Origin of the sequence: Psychrobacter nivimaris (assembly GCF_009812035.1) — a bacterium.
Taxonomy (GTDB): Bacteria; Pseudomonadota; Gammaproteobacteria; order Pseudomonadales; family Moraxellaceae; genus Psychrobacter; species Psychrobacter nivimaris.
On record NZ_VZIZ01000014.1, the window covers coordinates 1 to 17764 of the forward strand.

The following is a 17764-nucleotide window of genomic DNA, read 5'->3' on the forward strand; positions in this document are numbered from 1 at the left end:
TGTATCTCAGTTGGTAGATTCTTGTGTCGCAGGTTCGAGTCCTGCCATAACCGTAAGCCCCGTCATTAATTTGGCGGGGCGTTTTTTGTGTCTAGGTTTTGAGTGAGTCTAAATAATCAGCCCATTTTTGCATCATGTCAGCTCGCTCAGAAAGCATTTGGACACGGTTATAAGCACGACCATTTGCATCACGCACGTTATGCCCTAATTGCAATTCTATCAACTGTTCGGATATTCCCAACTGTTCAACAAGCATGGTTCGAGCAGACGCACGAAAACCATGCGGCATGTGAATACCCTCATAGCCAATGCGGTTCAAAAACTTGTTAAGCTGTTGCTGATGCTCAAATTTATCTTTGCGCCGTGAGTTATAGAACACATAGTCAGTATCGCCTGTTTGCTCTTGTACGGCTCGTAGCAGCTCGATAGCCTGTCTTGGCAATGGCACTATCAAACTGCTCACCATGTCGGTTCTATTGCCTGTTTTGAGCGGATTAAACGACCATGTAGCATCGTCAAAGTCGATACAATCCCAACGCATCGAGCACATATCACCGTTGCGCTGAAATAGCATTGACTGCAGCTTGATGATGTTTTGAGCGTGGCCGTAAAAGTCCGTCACGCTGTCTATATCGCGCAGCAGTTGACCGAACGCCACTGGCTCAATAATCGCGCTATGATGCTTGGTTTTTGGCTTTGGCAGCATTAAGTCAGCGACCGCAATAGCCGGATTGCTCGCGATATAACCTTGACCAATAGCTAATGCGAATATCTTTTGACAGACACCGCGCACACGTTTAGCTGTTGGTATCGTGTCACGCTCGATATGCTTGATTGCCTTCAATACGTCAGGCGTTCCTATCTTGTCCAGACTCATGCGCCCGATGTGCTCACACGCATATTCAATATGCTTGCGCTTTTGCTCGATAGTGCGTTTCTCGAATTGACCTGATGCTATCTGACCTTGCAGCCATTCATGCGCCATCTGAGCGAATGTAGGCATTGCTGCGGCTTTGTTTGCTAATTGCTCGTAGTAGGTGACTGGATCGACGCCTCTGCTTAACATTGATAGGTTGTCACGGTACATATCACGCGCTTGCTCAAGTGTGAACACTGGATAAGCACCCAAAGTGAAGTTACGACGTTTGCCATTATCAGGGCTAGTAAAACGATGCCTAAATGTAGTAGTCTTATTATCTCGAATATAAAGGTTTAATCCCTTATAGCCTTGGATAGCATAAACGTCATCACCGCTGTTATGGTCTTTGATAGCTTGCTTGATTTGTGAGTCGGTTTTAATGCCAAGCTCTTTTAATTTGTTGTTAGCCACTTGATTACCAGTTGATTACCATTTAAGTTTTGCAACTTTGCTATACTTTTACCAACTTTTCAAGCATTAAAACAAGCCATGGCAAATAACAGCCTGAAATATAAGGTTATAAAAGTTTATAAAGGTTATTAATAAATGCTGACTGATGGAGTCGCTTTTTTTTGCCTAAAATTTGATAATTATATTTATAAAGTACAAAAAATCTATTTGTGATGTATTAAGCCCTTCATTGTAAAGGGCTTTTTTTTGGTCAAAATTTTGTCTGATGGTTATCTATTTGCTTATGGAGTTTCCAATTTAATTTCCTGTTCGATTTCCTTTGTAGTTCCGAGGTTTTATTGATTAATATGAGTTAAAATACAATGTATTAACTTTTTATTAACATTCTAGACACCTTGGAGTTTGATTATGAAGATGTTTGTTTGGCTATTCATTGCATTTGTGGTGTTGGTAGTTGTGTTTGGGGTATCCGTTTTTAATAGATTGGTACGCGCACGTAACCAAGCAAAGAACGGCTTTGCTCAGATAGATGTGCAATTAAAGCGTCGTCATGATCTGATTCCAAACTTGGTCGAAACCGCCAAGCGTTATTTGAGTCATGAAGAAGAAACACTCACTCGCGTCATTAGCGCGCGTAATCATGCTCAAGATCTACAAGACTCTAATAAGCATCAGCCAGACTCGCTAGAGCACATGGCACTATTTGCAAAAGCAGAAGGTATGTTGTCTAAGGCGTTGAGTCAATTCTCCGCTGTCGTCGAAGCCTACCCAGAGCTAAAAGCCGATAGTATGATCAAGGAACTCATGGACGAACTAACCAATACGGAAAATCGCATCGGATTTGCGCGTCAGCATTATAATGACAGCGTGATGTTTTATAATAATGATCGCGAAGTATTCCCGAATAACCTCGTTAGTACGACTTTTGGCTTTCGTCCACTCAGTCCGTTGGTATTTGAAGACAGAGAAGCGATTGCTCAGGCACCGATTGTCAATATGGGCTAAGGTTGAGATAATTTTGGCGAACTCTAGGCAGCCTAATCAGATGGATTTTTTTGGTGAACAGCGGATACGTACGCGGCGCAGTCTATTACTTTATGGACTGTTTTTCCTGATTGTACTTGCTCATATGGCTGTAGGACTGGCTCTCATGTCTATACTGCTGACAGTATTTACAGGCGGCATATATCATTGGGTATTGGTTCTGGTCATTGTCTTGACGTTAGGCAGTTTCGTTGGTGGTAGTTTTTTAGAGTATCGACGCCTGCGAACAGGTGGTCGCGCTATTGCTCAGCGAGTAGGAGCGGTTAGGCTGTTCATTGATAAAAGTCAAGAAGCATGGGAGCACAGTCAAGGAGTCGCTCATCAACACGAAGCTGAAGAAAAGGTTCGCTATAGTTCACGTCATATAGCAGTACGTGATGAGCGCGATTTTCCGCCCGTTTATCGTCGCTACTATGAAATCGCTCAACAACTGGCCATTGCGGCAGGTTTGCAAACCCCTATTTTGTATGTGTTACCTGACGAGCAGGGTATCAATGGTTTTGTCGCTGGTCGCCATAGCCAAGATATGGTACTTGTCGTTACACAAGGTGCGCTAGATAAACTGTCTGATGAGGCGCTATACGGACTCATCGGTCATGAATATGGTCATATATTGCACGGCGATGCTACGTTCAATTTACAGCTGATGGTGGTATTGGCAGGCTTGCAGATACTATACGACTGGAGTGACCCAATATCCAATCACATCTCTAATAGCCTCTCTAATTATAGTCACTTTGATAGCGATAGTATTTCCCAAAAGTCTCTATCACAGAGACAGGTTGATATGCTAGCGCGTAACACAGAAGCGCAAACGGCCAATTTCACCACGCATAGTGAATGGGTCGCCTACTGGCAGCAGCAATCACAACAACAGCAGTCCTCAGCCAAGCGTCAGTCTAAATGGGTACAAACGCCACCTATAATAGATCGTCAAGCCCCGCGTAGTGTCTGGACATTGCTACTGCATGGTTTAAGCTTCTCTAGCATGGCAAGCGCGCAGTTGATTAAGCACAGTTTTAATCGTGAGCGTGAGCTACTTGCTGATGCCACTAGTGTTCAATTGACACGTACGCCTGCGATTATCGAAACCTTAAAAGCCATTCATCAAGACTCGATCGGCTCGCGTTTGTCTGGCATCGCCGATATCAATGGACTCAGTCATTTTTTCTTTGCTAGTAGTGGGGCAGACTTGGGTGATGTGTCATGGTTTGCCACCCATCCAAGCTTGACTGAGCGTATGAGCGCTATTAATGCGGATGCTTATCATCAGTTTGCGGTACAAATCGCCAAAGAAAAGCGAATAAATCAGCAAAAGGTTAAAGAAATATATAGGCAACGCCGCTTAGGTGATTGGGGAGCAATAAAAGAAAATAGCCTAAGTGAAGATTTCCCAGAAAAAAACTTGCAGCAGTCGGCGTTACTTGGATCTCAAACAGCTGCAACGATTAATACAGGTGACACTAAACAGCCAAATGATAGAAAAGTTCTTGCTGAATCTATAAGCGACAGTCGTAATAAAGATAGTGGCGAATCAGAAGGTGATGATGGTTTAGAGTTTACCGTAGAAGCTGATGTGGTAATTGAGGGGCGGCTTCAAGTACAGTCCGAAGATGTTAGTACTCATCAGCTATTAAAACCGTGGCAGTCCAAACCTGACGCTGACCTACCAGAAAACACATTAATTGGGTTTAATGATATTAAAAAGGTATCGCTACCTCAGTACATACTAAACCATAGTCATCATCCTCTAGGTGCGCTAGCATTAATCGAAGCTGTCTTGCTTTGTCATCAGCATCAACCAATATCAACGACTGCCACTTATAGTTTGAATGATATTTGGAATGATGACTTCTCTAGTGCAACTGACTCGACTTCCCATGAGAAAATATTACCGCATAGGATAGATACTAAGCTGATGACAGTAGTAGCCAGTTTGGACAGGCGTTTAGACAGCGCTTTGATTGAACTCGCCTTAAACCAATTGCGTCAACAGGATTTATCTGAACTATGTATCGAAAATCTAAAGCTCAAAAGTAAAGACGATCATAGTCACGACAGTCATCAGTACTATAAAAAACAAGAGAAATGCCGTACGATGTTGTTGCGTTATCAGCAGGGCATATTTAAGTTATTTAACCAACAGCTGACATCTGACTTAACCAAAAGCTTAGCTTCTGATTCGTCAGATCAAAATATATCTAGTGATAACTCCAATGCTATGGCTCTGAATAATTCGTTAGCTTTAGCACATCAAAAATCGCCAATATTATCATTATGGCAAGCGTTACATTTGCAGCAGTTGCTACCGATATTGTCTAAAGTTTTACAAGATACAGACGCGCAGTCTCTATGGCCGCAAATACTGAAGACTGGTATGGAAGACGTAAGGGCGCAACTAGATCCTTCAAGTCAGGTGTTTACAGGACTTAATAAATCAGACGTGTCAATTGCTGTCTTATTGGCTTATCGACTATCAAAAGATGCCAAAGGCCAGATGATCTCAATGCATGACCGATCGCTATTGAGTGAAGGTAACGACAGTGTGGCGCATTATATTGTAGATTTGAGACGGCATGCGCGCTTGATTGATATTGATCTCGTGACAGTAAGCGATGTTAATTTGCAGTGGCTATTATTGACCGCACAGCGTTTGAATAGCATTCAGTTATTGGCGATTGTTTCTGCGGTTCCTGTATCTGCCAATCACTATCTCAAGCGCTTGGTAGGTGATCAGAATGCTGATAATTATCGAGAGAAGCAACAGGATGGTAGCCAAATAGATTATAATGAAAGCGAGATGAACCAGCCGACTCATAATGAGTATCGCCAATGGTTAAGTACGTTGCATACGGTGATGTTACACGATACGATAATCAGCCAAGATGAATACGATTGTTTGCTGGCAATGTCAGAGCATTGGCTAGGCATTCGACAGCTGTTTTGATGGGTATTTATTCAGTACTTAATTGATAGTATGACGAATGCTTAATAAAAGCTGCCAAAACCATAAAAACATCTATAAATGATATAAAAAAATGAGTAGGATAGTAGAGTCGAATGAGTGATACCCAAGACCCGCTAATTGTATTACAGCGCCGTGTGCAGCAACGCCAAATTCTAGCGATGATGTGTATCAATCAGTGGGTACAGCCTGAGTCAGAAACCATCAATATGGCTGATATTGCGACAGCTTCGGTGAAGCCATCAAATACTGACTCTGCTGATATTGAGTCTAACAACAACGAAGTAGTGAGCGCTAAAGCTGTAAACGCAGTTGATCAGCCGGCTGATGGTTATGATATCAATGACTATAATGCTAACGGCTATGTTACCGATGAGTATGATCCTGATTTGCAAGCTACCACTGAACAGACGGCTAGCGAGCAAAGCCCTGTTACCTATAGTTTTGATTCTGTTGATTCAAATACGGTCAGTTCAGATGCTGCTGAGTCTAACTATTATGACATCCCAAGTACTGCATCGAACCAAACTGCTGTAACCTCTACGAATGCACCTATTGAGCAACCTCAATTTGCGCAGAATAATTTTCCGCAAAGTAGTTTTCCACAGAGTGCTAGTGATGACAGCATAAATGATGATAGCTTAAAAAAAGTAGCACCATTTGACTTGCAAGGTGGCCGCTATGGTGACTGGGTAATAGTGGTTGATATCAAAGCGCTAAATAGTGACAGTCAGAAACTATGGCAAAACATCATTCAAGCGCTATCAATCACTTGCGAGACAACATCATTCCCGATTTGCGACGGTATGGATACTGCTGAGCTTGCCAATGCCAGTCTTGCAGGATATATCTTTCGAATTGGCCGGAGTGAAGAGATACAAGTTGCTGCACTGACAGCGCTGCCTAACGGCCTCCAACATCCCAATCTGACCACTGTGCCGACATTAGAAGCAATGCTCGCAGACAGTGATGCTAAACGTCAGTTGTGGGAGCAGATATCTCATTGAGTTGTATAAAAACTAACATCGATACCATTGCCTTTATCAACAAACTGAAATAAAAAACATCCTTTTATTTCATCATACCTAGGACTGTGATTATGCCTACAACCCCAACGTCTACAGCAACTGCCACACCGCATCGCCTGCCAAATTTTTGTGCTGGTCCTGCTACTATGCCAACAGCCGTATTAGAGCGCGCGCAGAGCGAACTGCTTGATTGGCAAGGTCGCGGCCTGTCGGTCATGGAAGTCAGCCATCGTAGTAAAGAGTATATGGCCATTACTGACAAGGCGGAAGCTAAGCTACGCACGCTTATGGAAATACCAGATAACTATAAAGTGCTGTTTTTGCAAGGTGGCGCAAGTTTGCAGTTTTCTGCTATTCCATTGAATCTGTTGAATGGTGGACGCGGTGACTATTTGACGACAGGCGCATGGTCAGGTAAAGCGATCAAAGAAGCCAAACGCTATGAAGCGTTGGGTTTGGGCGAGATTAACTTAGTCGCAACTGGCAAAGAGAATAACTTTACTGACGTACCAGCGCAAAGTGATTGGAATATCAGTGAAGACGCCGCTTATTTTCATTATTGTGCCAATGAAACAATTCATGGCCTACAGATATTTGAGCCACCACAAGTAGATGCGCCAATCATTGCTGATATGTCATCTTGTATCTTGTCACAGCCGATAGACGTGTCTAAATTTGGCATGATCTACGCTGGCGCACAGAAAAACATCGGTCCTGCAGGTCTAGTCATTGTCATTATCCGTGACGATTTGATGGGGCAAGCAAGTGAATGGTGTCCTATGCTGTTGAACTATGAGCATCAAGCTGACAAAGAGTCTATGTCTAACACGCCAGCGACGTATTCTTGGTACTTAGCAGGGCTGGTGTTTGATTGGTTGGAAGAGCAGGGAGGTGTAGCTGCTATCGGTAAAATCAATCAGCAAAAAGCTGACTTACTTTATAAGACAATCGATGAGAGCAGTTTTTATAATAATCCAGTAGATTCTAAGTATCGTTCTATCATGAACGTGCCATTTACTTTAGCAGACAGCAGCCTTGATAAAGTATTCTTAGAAGAGTCAGAAAAAGCTGGCTTGTTAAATCTAAAAGGTCATCGTGACGTAGGCGGTATGCGAGCCAGCATCTACAATGCCGTACCAATTGAGTGGGTACAGCAGCTGGTTGACTTTATGATTGCGTTCGAAAAAAAGCACGCGTAAGCGAAATAGTAACTGCTAGCGTATAGAGTCTTCATATATAAACTCATATCGAAAAAGGCGCAACTAGTCATGGTTGCGCCTTTTTATATGTATAAACAGACAGTTTGGTCATATTAGCGCGTAGTAATAATGGTTTGTCGTGGATATCGCTGAATGCTATCACCATTAAGTCATATCCATGGCAAACCATTAGGTTAAAAAACCTAAGTTTGTTATGATAAAATTTTGCTATAACGCTATTTTGCTGTCAGGCTTTACGTTTTGATATTTATATTGGTTAGCATAGAGGTTTATTATAACGTCATGATAATAAAAAACGCCCTGTTAAAAGCCATGTTGCTAACCATCACCGTCAGCTGGATACCGAGCAGTATCGCTGCACCTATCACGACGACCGCGCTTGGTCACAATAGCCCTACTGAGTACATCAATGCACCTTACTTACCTTATGCCAATCCAAAAGCGCCATCAGGGGGCACGCTGTCTCTAGATGCTCGCGGTACGTTTAATAGCGCCAATAAATGGATGACCACAGGCGTCGCGATGATTGGCACAGACTATCTGTATGATACTTTGATGACTGGCTCATTAAATGAAGCATTTACCATGTATCCACAGCTGGCAAGTAAAGTGACATATGATCCAGATGATACCAGCTGGATTATCTATCATCTCAATCCTAATGCTCGTTTTTGGGATGGGTCGGGTGTGACCAGTCGCGATGTAAAAGCGACTTTTGAGGCGATATTGAACAAAGGCCCCATGTATATTCGCAGTTATCTTAGCGATATCAAAGACATTCAAATCATTAATGATCAACAAGTAAAGTTTGTCTTTGCCTCTGCTGACAACAAAGAGATTTTACTGACTGTTGGGCAATTTCCTATTTTTGCCAAATCTTCCATTGATACCGATTTTGAGAAAATCAGTCTGTCACCATTGATGGGTAGTGGTCCTTATAAATTGGGTCGCGTCGATGCAGGACGTTCGGTAAGTTATATACGTGATCCCAATTATTGGGGCCGTGATTTGATGGTCAATCGTGGCCGCTACAACTTTGATATGATCAAGTTTGTTTATTATCAAAGTGATGAAATTGCCTTTGAAGGTTTTAAATCCGGTCAATACCGTTTTCGCCCCGAAAATAAAGCATCTAACTGGGTAACTGGGTATAATTTCCCCGCAGTCAAAGCAGGGCTTATCCAAAAAGAGACGATAACCAGTCAAAATCCAGTACCGATGCAAGCGTTGGTGATGAATTTGCGCCGTCCCATCTTTCAAGATATCAAAGTTCGCCAAGCACTGACGGCTGCTTATGATTTTGAATGGATGAATAAAACCCTATTTCACGGGCAATATGAACGCTTGCAGAGCTTCTTTCATGGCTCAGAGCTTGCCGCAACGGGTACGCCATCTGATGCAGAGATGCAGGTATTGACGCCTTTATTGTCTGAGCTCGAACCGATTCAGCGTAAAGCAACATTAGCAGAGTGGCAGCTACCCACCAGTGATGGTAATGGTTTTAATCGTCAAGGATTATTAGAGGCGCGCCAGCTTCTATTAGAGGCTGGGTTTTATTATAAGAATATGAAACTATATCAACCTGATAGATCGCCTGCTCAGATTGAGATTTTGATGACAGGCGAGACCATGGGCCGTGTATTGTTGCCTTATATTCGTAATCTAAAACGCTTGGGATTCGATGCAACATTGCGCCAAGTCGATGGGCCGCAATATTATGAGCGTATGCGCCGTTTTGACTATGACATGGTCGTGGACGTATTTGCTCAAAGTCTATCTCCTGGTGCTGAGCAAGCGGCATTCTGGGGTAGCGATGCTGCTGACGAGCCGGGCAATCATAATAGTGCTGGTATCAAGAATGCAGCCGTCGATAAAGTCGTTGCTGCCCTTGGTAATGCTAAAAATCGTGACGAAATTGTACTGTATACGCAGGTGCTAGACCGGTTGCTGCGCGCAGGACATTATGTCGTACCGCTATACGGCAAGTCTGGCACCAATGTCGCCTATTGGGATCAGTATCGCCATACCGAAAAGCTACCGACCAATGCTGTTGGTATCGATTACTGGTGGGTGGATAAAGAGGCAGAAGGGCGTATCAATAAATATTTAAAGCAGTAGACAGTTTTTATTATAAAGTTTGACCCGATAACAACAGACAGCTGAGCATATATGCTGTTTTTATCAAATATATGCTTCTGTTATCAAATAACAGTTAGGTTAAACAATTTAAAATAACACGCAACAAAAATAACTACCGGTAAGGATTTAACATGAGTATCCGTATTCACCCAATCAAAGCATTTAGCGATAACTATATCTGGACATTGATTAATGAAAATAATAAGCAAGCGATTGTCATCGATCCAGGCCAAGCCCAGCCGGTCATTGACTATCTAGAAACGCACGAGCTTGAGCTAACCTCGATTTGGACGACTCACCATCATCATGATCATATCGGCGGCGTCGCAGAGTTACAGGAATCGTATCCGATGACTCATCTGGTTGCACATAGTGAGCATGGCGTCGATGAAGATCAAACTATCAAAGATGGTAGCACGGTGAGCGCATGGGGCTGCTCTGCGCAAGTTTGGGATGTGTCAGGGCATACCGCTAGCCATATGGCCTATATCTTAGATATCGATGGGCAAAAGCACTGCTTCTGCGGTGATACTCTGTTTAGTGCAGGTTGCGGGCGTGTCTTTACTGGTACGATTGAGCAATTGCATGAGAGCTTTAAGCGTTTGAACGGCTTACCTCATGAGGCGCTACTATATCCTGCACATGAATATACGGCCAGTAACCTGCGTTTTGGCCTGTCTATTGAACCTGACAACGAATCGATGCAGCAAGCCTTAGCACGAGCAGAGGCACAAACTGAGCAAGGCATGGCAACACTACCAGTGACACTAGAGCATGAGCGCGCGATAAATGTGTTTTTACGTACACAAGAGCCAAGTGTAATCGCAGGGGTTAAATCCAAAATGTCTATCGATGATGAGAAGTTATTGACGGTATTTGCAGCGTTACGTGAGCTGAAAAATAACTTTTAAAGCAAGTTTTTAACAAATAGTTTGCTTTTAAGCACCTATTTAACACACAACAATTCGCTGCTGAATGTCATTGCCCTCTCTCTTTATTTAGGAAGTCGCCATTATGGGTCGTTATATCTTAAAAAGACTACTACTGATATTGCCGACACTATTTTTGATCTTGCTTGCCAACTTTGTGATCGTGCAAGCAGCACCTGGCGGGCCTGTTGAGCAGCAGTTAGCGCTCATCGAACAGGGTGCAAAAGACAATGCGCTTGACGGTAATATCGGTGCGGGCAGTGCAGGTGGTAATGACAGTACTTATCAAGGCACGCGTGGTCTCTCTGAGGAGATGGTCGCTGCAATCAATGCTCAATATGGCTTTGATAAATCTGCTCCAGAGCGATTTTGGCTTATGTTAAAGAACTACGCTCAGCTAGATTTTGGTGAGTCGTTTTTTAAAGGACAGTCGGTGACAGAACTTATCATAGAGAAGCTGCCAGTCTCGATATCGCTTGGGCTGTGGAGTACGCTGCTCATCTATATGATCGCTATTCCGCTAGGCGTCTATAAAGCGATGCATCATGGCTCAGGCATTGATAAAGCCACGGCTATGCTGCTAGCGATCGGACATGCGATACCTGTGTTTGTCTTTGCAGTGATTTTATTGGTGTTTTTTGCGGGTGGCAGCTATTGGAATATCTTTCCATTACAGGGACTGACGTCCGAAAATTTTGATCAGCTAAGTGCGCTTGGTAAAGTAAAAGATTATTTTTGGCATTTGGCGTTACCGTTACTGGCAAGTACTGTAGGCGGTTTCGCGGGCTTGACATATTTGACCAAATTCAGCTTTTTAGAGGAACTGGGCAAGCAGTATGTACTGACCGCTCGTGCTAAAGGCTTAGGTGAGCGTCAAGTGCTGTATGGTCATGTGTTTCGTAATGCAATGTTGATTATTATCGCAGGTATTCCAGCCGCTATTGTTGGTATCTTCTTTGCGGGTAACTTTTTAATTGAGATTATTTTTAAACTTGATGGTTTGGGATTGCTAGGTTTTGAAGCCATTCAACAACGCGATTATCCAGTGATCTTTGGCACGCTATTTATCTTTACCTTAGTGGGGCTGCTGCTGCAATTAATCAGTGATTTAAGTTATCACTTAATTGATCCTCGTATTGATTTTGAGGGCCGCTAATGTCAAATAATCAATCTTCATCAAAGAGCAGTACTATTAATAGCGAACCAGATAAAGCGCCAATGCCTGAGCAGCTATCTACCACAAAAAAGCAACGATTGAACCCTATATGGCAAGCGCGTTTAAATCGCTTTCGCCAAAATCGTCTAGGGGTGATATCGCTGTTTGTTTTCGCGGTGATATTTGTCATCTGTATGGCAGCTAATATCATCGCCAATGACAAACCATTGCTAGTGCAGTATCAAGACGATTATTACTTTCCGGTATTAAAGGCCTATCCTGAAACGACGTTTGGCGGTGTATTTGAGACCGAAACCAATTATAAAGACCCTGCAGTGCAGTCGCTGATTGATGAGCAAGGGTTTTATATAATGCCGCCTATTCCGTTTGCCGACCAGACGCCGAACGTCGAGCTTGGTTTGCCTTATCCAGCAGCGCCCAATGCCCAGAACTGGCTTGGTACTGATGATATGGGGCGTGATGTGCTGGCACGGATACTTTATGGTATGCGAGTGTCGTTACTGTTTGGTTTGGCCTTGACGCTTGCGGGCGCACTGATTGGGATTATCGTTGGTGCGGTACAAGGCTATTATGGCGGCTGGGTAGATCTGGCAGGACAGCGATTTATGGAAGTATGGGGCGGTATGCCTCAGCTATTTATGATTATTATTTTGGTCAGTCTGTTTAGTCCTAGCATTATTATGCTGTTTGCTATGATGCTACTGTTCGGTTGGATGGGACTGGTTGGTTTGGTACGGGCAGAGTTTTTGCGAGCCCGCAACTTTGACTATGTGCGAGCTGCACGCAATTTAGGTGTTTCGGACAGCCAAATCATGCTCAGACATATTTTACCCAATGCGTTAGCTTCTAGTTTGTCGCAACTACCATTTATTCTAACGGCCAATATTATCGCTTTGACTGCGCTAGATTTCTTAGGATATGGATTGCCACCTGGCTCGCCGTCTCTTGGTGAGCTAATGGTACAAGGTAAAAATAACCTTGATGCACCATGGCTTGCCTTGTCAGGATTCTTTAGTTTGACCTTTATTTTGTCATTGCTCATCTTCGTTGGCGAAGCGCTGCGTGATGCGTTTGATCCGAGGCGTTCTTAACATGACTGAAAATATTATCGCCACTAAGCAAAACAGCGCACCAAGTCAAAGCCCTAATCGTGCACAAGATAAACTTATGCTAACCGTAGATAGATTAACTATTACTACGACTACAGGTGTCCAGTTGGTCGATGCACTGTCTTATAAGCTAAGACAGGGACAAACATTAGCCATCGTTGGTGAGTCAGGCTCTGGTAAATCAATTGCCAGTCTTGCGCTATTAGGCCTGTTACCTGATAGTTTGATCATCACGGGTACAGTGCAGCTGGCAAGTACAACAGGCATGTCGACCTTGCCCATAGCGAATGATAAGGCGCGTAATGCCGCATTACGTGCTATTCGTGGACAGCGTATCGGTATGGTGTTTCAAGAGCCAATGACCGCATTAAATCCGTTACATACGGTCGCCAAACAAATCGCTGAATCGTTGCGTCTAGTTGGCGTGCCTAAGAAGCAATGGCGAGACACCAGCATTGCTTTGCTAAATGATGTCAATATTGCAGATCCTTCTAACAAGTTGAGCCGTTACCCACATGAGTTATCGGGTGGCCAGCGTCAGCGAGTAATGATTGCGATGGCATTGGCTCAGCAGCCTGATATTTTAATTGCTGATGAGCCAACGACTGCGCTCGATGTTACCTTGCAACATGAGATTTTAGCGCTACTAGATGATCTCAAAAGCAAGCACAATATGGCGATGATATTAATCAGTCATGATCTCAATTTGGTCAGGCGCTATAGTGATGAGGTCATCGTTATGCGCCAAGGTCAAACCATCGAACAGGGTCAAACGTCAGCGGTATTTGATCAGCCTAAAGCTGATTATACCCGCACACTTATCAAGCAAGACTTTGGGCAAGCATTAACCATAGAAGACGATAACGCAGATAAACAATCAATCGTATTAGAAGTGACGCGTCTTAACGTACAGTTCCCAATTGAAAAAGGTCTGCTTGGAGGTACCAAGCGCTGGTTCGATGCGGTCAAAGATGTCGATATGACGCTACAAAAAGGCCAAGCATTGGGTATCGTCGGTGAGTCTGGCTCTGGAAAAACCACCATTGCGCTGGGGCTTAGCCAACTACTGAGCAACCAAGCACGTGTGAATGGGCAGATAGTGGTCAATGGTCAAGATATCTCAGTATTGTCCAAAAAAGCACTACGTAATTTCCGCTCACAAATTCAGATGGTATTTCAAGATCCATTTGCCAGTATTAATCCGCGTATGACAGTCATGCAAATCGTTGAAGAGGGATTGCTAGTACAAGGCGTGGATAAAGTCGCCCGTCAGCAAGCGGTGCTAGATAGTCTTGCTACGGTACATTTGCCTTTAGCATTTGCGCAGCGTTATCCTCATGAGCTGTCAGGTGGTCAGCGTCAACGCGTGGCGCTGGCGCGTGCCCTCATTATGAAACCCAGTCTACTTATATTGGATGAGCCGACCTCTGCGCTCGACAGTACCACACAGGTCACAGTAGTTAGTTTATTACGTGAAATACAAGAAAGACTAGAAATCAGTTATGTCTTTATTAGTCATGATCTCAAGGTAGTACGGGCACTGTGTCAGCATATCATGGTGTTAAAACAAGGCACTTGCGTAGAATCTGGACGTACCGAAGATCTTTTCAATCATCCACAACATACTTACACTCAGCAATTATTAAGGGCAAGTACTGACTAGTTTAAACGACTTACTGTAGCCACTTAGATTGATCAATCAAACTAAGCGACTAAAATAAGCGGCTTGGTATAAAATTGACACATCACAGTTCATAATAATAGCGACATAACGAAAAAAGCAGTGGTACAATAATTTTAGAGAGCTGCCCATTTTATAATGCTGTGATGCGTATCTTTATACATTCTGGCGCTCGTAAATTAGTAATATTTAACTGGCTGGCAAAAACGGTCTTTAACGGTCTTTATTGCAGTTAAAACCATCATTAAAAAGGATTTTTGTGCTCATGAAAACACAAAACAGTATTACTAAATTGGTAAAGAACAACAGTTTGCAGCATGCTGGTTATTTGGCTGTGGCTAAGACTCGGGCAAAGGTATTAAAAGCAGTATCTTATGTGATACCTATCAGAAGACCGATGTTATTCGTTGGCGAGACTGCCTGTGACGAGCTATGCGATATGCTTATCAATGAAGGCAATACCAATGTGTTTATTGTCACGGATGCAGTGCTCAACAAACTGGGCATACCAGCAAAAGTTACCGATTATCTAGATGCGAAAAATATCAGTTACCACATCTATGACGGTGTTACGCCAGATCCTACTTTTAAAGTAGTTGAAGAAGGACTACGTCAGTCTATAGAGGCCAATTGTGACTCTATCGTAGCCATTGGTGGCGGCTCAGTGATCGATGCGGCCAAAATGATAGCAATGTCTCAAGGCAATAAGTGCAAGCCAAAGCAGCTAATCGGTATTCTTAAAGCAAGAAAGCCTGCAACGCCGCTATACTGCGTACCAACGACAGCTGGCACGGGTTCAGAAGCGACACTTGGTGCAGTAGTGTCTGATGACAAAACGCATCAAAAAGCATTGTCTATCGACCCAAGAATGGTACCACTAGCCGCTGCGATTGACCCAGTTATTATGAAAGGCATGCCAGCCCATATAACAGCAGATACTGGCATTGATGTATTGACCCATGCCTTAGAAGCATGGATGAGTGCCAATGCTAGCGTAGAGACAGATTATTATGCAGCCTCTGCCGTAAAATCTGTTATGCATTACCTACCACTAGCTTATAAAGACGGTGGCAATTTAAAAGCAAGAGAAGAGATGGGTATCGCCGCTCATTATGGCGGGATTGCCTTTAACAAAGCAGGTCTGGGTTATGTGCATGCTATTGCGCATCAGTTAGGCGCTTACTATAGTATTCCGCATGGCCGTGCTAATGCCATCGTGTTGCCTTATGTGCTCGACGTCAATCGCAAAGCGAGCAAAAAAAGACTGGCTGCATTGGCGAAAAGAACCGGTATGGTACAGGATGGTCAAGCAGCCAATGGCGATAGTGAGATAGCAGATCACCTTATCACGCAAGTTAAAAACTTGATTGCAGATCTAAATATTGATCCAACTGTCAATGGTATGCAAACTAGCGACTTTAATGATATCGCAAAGGCAGCAGCAAAAGAGGTCAGCGATACTTATGCCGTGCCAACTTATCTATCAGCCGCTGAAATCAAGGAAATTCTAACGAAGATTAAGCAGGCTAGTGATGAACGTGCTGATAGTAATAATGAAACAGCGTCATAGTTTTTTATAGAGCTACTGATATTAAAATAAAAAAGTCTATTACTCTTTGGAGGATAGGCTTTTTTAATGCATTGAGATAATAAAGCTTCTGTCTTATTTTCATAGTTAATTCATACTAAAATATATAATCGTTATCAAACAACCGTTTAATTTATCTTGTTATTACACTCAGTTGATAAAAAATATCTTAATGAACTGTAAATATATAACAGTATAGGAATGTTTCAGTGATACAAAAGCATTAGGATATTTAGAGGACATTACGCTTAGGAGATTTTCATGAACCGCATATTACCATCTAGAATTATAGGGTTAGTTATCATAGCGAGTAGTGCGATTTACGCAGGCTGCGCATCAACTGAAAACAGCTCTACTGTAAAGAACACAACTGCCGCTAACCCATACGCACCGACTACGCCAGGATTGGCAGTAGCCACAGTAGCGGGTGGATGTTTTTGGTGTGTTGAAGCAGGTTATGAAAAAATCCCTGGCGTGGTAGAAGTCGTGTCTGGTTATACGGGTGGCACCGCTGAAAACCCAACCTACAAGCAGGTGTCGGCAGGTGGTACTGGGCATACAGAAGCGGCGCAGGTGTATTATGATCCTAAGAAAATTACTTACAATGGCATAGTACAGGCGCTATGGAGAATCGCTGATCCTACTGATGATAAAGGACAGTATGTTGATCGCGGCACACAGTATCGTCCAGCAATTTTTTATAATAATGCGCAAGAAAAGCAAATAGCAGAAGCGGCTAAGCAATCGCTGCAAGCGTCTGGCGTATACGACAAACCAGTCGTGATTGAAATTGTTCCTGCTGGCAATTTTTATCCTGCTGAAGAGTATCATCAAGACTATTATAAAAAGAACCCAATACGTTATAAGGCTTATACGTTCAATTCAGGACGCTATCAGTTTATCGAAAGCGTCTATGGTAAGGATTATGAACTTGATTTTACTCAGTTCAAGCCTACGGCAGCCAGTGTACAGACAGTAACGTCTAGCCAAATGCCAAACGACCAAGCAAGTACAGGGTTCAATCCAGAGACCTTTGTAAAACCATCACAAGATACGCTGAAAAAATCGCTCAGTGACATTCAGTATAAAGTCACGCAACAAGAGGGAACTGAGCGCGCTTTTAAAAATGAGTATTGGGATAATAAAGCGCCTGGATTGTATGTAGACGTTGTATCTGGTGAGCCATTATTTTCTTCTCGTGATCAATACAAGTCTGGCACAGGCTGGCCTAGCTTCACTCGTCCATTGAACACGAATATGGTGGTCGAAAAAGCAGATCGCGGTATCTTTGGGACGCGTACTGAGATTCGTAGTCGCTACGCTGACTCACACGTGGGTCATGTATTCGATGATGGTCCAGCACCGACAGGTAAGCGTTACTGTATGAACTCAGCAGCTCTCCGCTTTATTCCGCTTGCAGATATGGAAGCTGCTGGTTATGGTGACTGGATAGATGATGTAAAACCAGTTGGTTAGTACTATTTTTCTATCGCTCAGCCAAACAAAAAGGACGCATCATATGCGTCCTTTTTGTTTAGTTATTATTCGCAACAG

General features: G+C 43.3%; 12 protein-coding genes. 11 read left to right on the forward strand and 1 reads right to left on the reverse strand.

The features are described from left to right. Positions 1-91 precede the first annotated feature (91 nt). Positions 92-1330, reverse strand: a complete 1239-nt coding sequence (locus tag FQV37_RS06025) for a tyrosine-type recombinase/integrase (protein WP_160021683.1) — start codon at positions 1328-1330, stop codon at positions 92-94. A gap of 408 nt (positions 1331-1738) precedes the next feature. On the opposite strand from FQV37_RS06025, the gene FQV37_RS06030 reads away from it, so the two are divergent. The 11 genes from FQV37_RS06030 to msrB all read left to right on the forward strand — a co-directional run bounded on the left by FQV37_RS06030 (position 1739) and on the right by msrB (position 17686). Then, entirely contained in the window at positions 1739-2335 is a 597-nt protein-coding gene (locus tag FQV37_RS06030) for a LemA family protein (RefSeq protein ID WP_160021684.1), read from the forward strand. A 13-nt stretch (positions 2336-2348) separates the two neighbouring features. Then, positions 2349-5321: a M48 family metalloprotease gene (locus FQV37_RS06035; protein ID WP_240990961.1), complete on the forward strand. Its 2973-nt coding sequence runs from the start codon at positions 2349-2351 to the stop codon at positions 5319-5321. A 113-nt stretch (positions 5322-5434) separates the two neighbouring features. Then, complete coding sequence (locus FQV37_RS06040; protein WP_160021685.1) at positions 5435-6346, forward strand: DNA polymerase III subunit psi; 912 nt, start codon at positions 5435-5437, stop codon at positions 6344-6346. 92 nt (positions 6347-6438) lie between these two features. After that, positions 6439-7566 (forward strand): 3-phosphoserine/phosphohydroxythreonine transaminase, encoded by a 1128-nt coding sequence (gene serC, locus FQV37_RS06045; RefSeq protein WP_160021686.1) that lies wholly within the window; start codon positions 6439-6441, stop codon positions 7564-7566. A gap of 306 nt (positions 7567-7872) precedes the next feature. Beyond that, positions 7873-9705, forward strand: a complete 1833-nt coding sequence (locus tag FQV37_RS06050) for an extracellular solute-binding protein (RefSeq protein WP_160021781.1) — start codon at positions 7873-7875, stop codon at positions 9703-9705. A gap of 152 nt (positions 9706-9857) precedes the next feature. Continuing rightward, complete coding sequence (gene gloB, locus FQV37_RS06055; protein ID WP_160021687.1) at positions 9858-10637, forward strand: hydroxyacylglutathione hydrolase; 780 nt, start codon at positions 9858-9860, stop codon at positions 10635-10637. A 103-nt stretch (positions 10638-10740) separates the two neighbouring features. Further along, positions 10741-11811: a microcin C ABC transporter permease YejB gene (gene yejB, locus FQV37_RS06060; protein WP_160021688.1), complete on the forward strand. Its 1071-nt coding sequence runs from the start codon at positions 10741-10743 to the stop codon at positions 11809-11811. A gap of 62 nt (positions 11812-11873) precedes the next feature. Then, positions 11874-12923, forward strand: coding sequence for an ABC transporter permease (locus FQV37_RS06065; protein ID WP_160021783.1), 1050 nt, complete (start codon positions 11874-11876; stop codon positions 12921-12923). Between the two features lie 76 nt (positions 12924-12999). Further along, on the forward strand, positions 13000-14604 hold the full coding sequence (locus tag FQV37_RS06070; protein ID WP_420876987.1) for an ABC transporter ATP-binding protein: 1605 nt from the start codon (positions 13000-13002) through the stop codon (positions 14602-14604). 283 nt (positions 14605-14887) lie between these two features. Then, positions 14888-16192 (forward strand): iron-containing alcohol dehydrogenase, encoded by a 1305-nt coding sequence (locus FQV37_RS06075; RefSeq protein WP_160021690.1) that lies wholly within the window; start codon positions 14888-14890, stop codon positions 16190-16192. Positions 16193-16471: 279 nt separating this feature from the next. Then, complete coding sequence (gene msrB, locus FQV37_RS06080) at positions 16472-17686, forward strand: peptide-methionine (R)-S-oxide reductase MsrB (RefSeq protein ID WP_160021691.1); 1215 nt, start codon at positions 16472-16474, stop codon at positions 17684-17686. Positions 17687-17764: the final 78 nt, after the last annotated feature.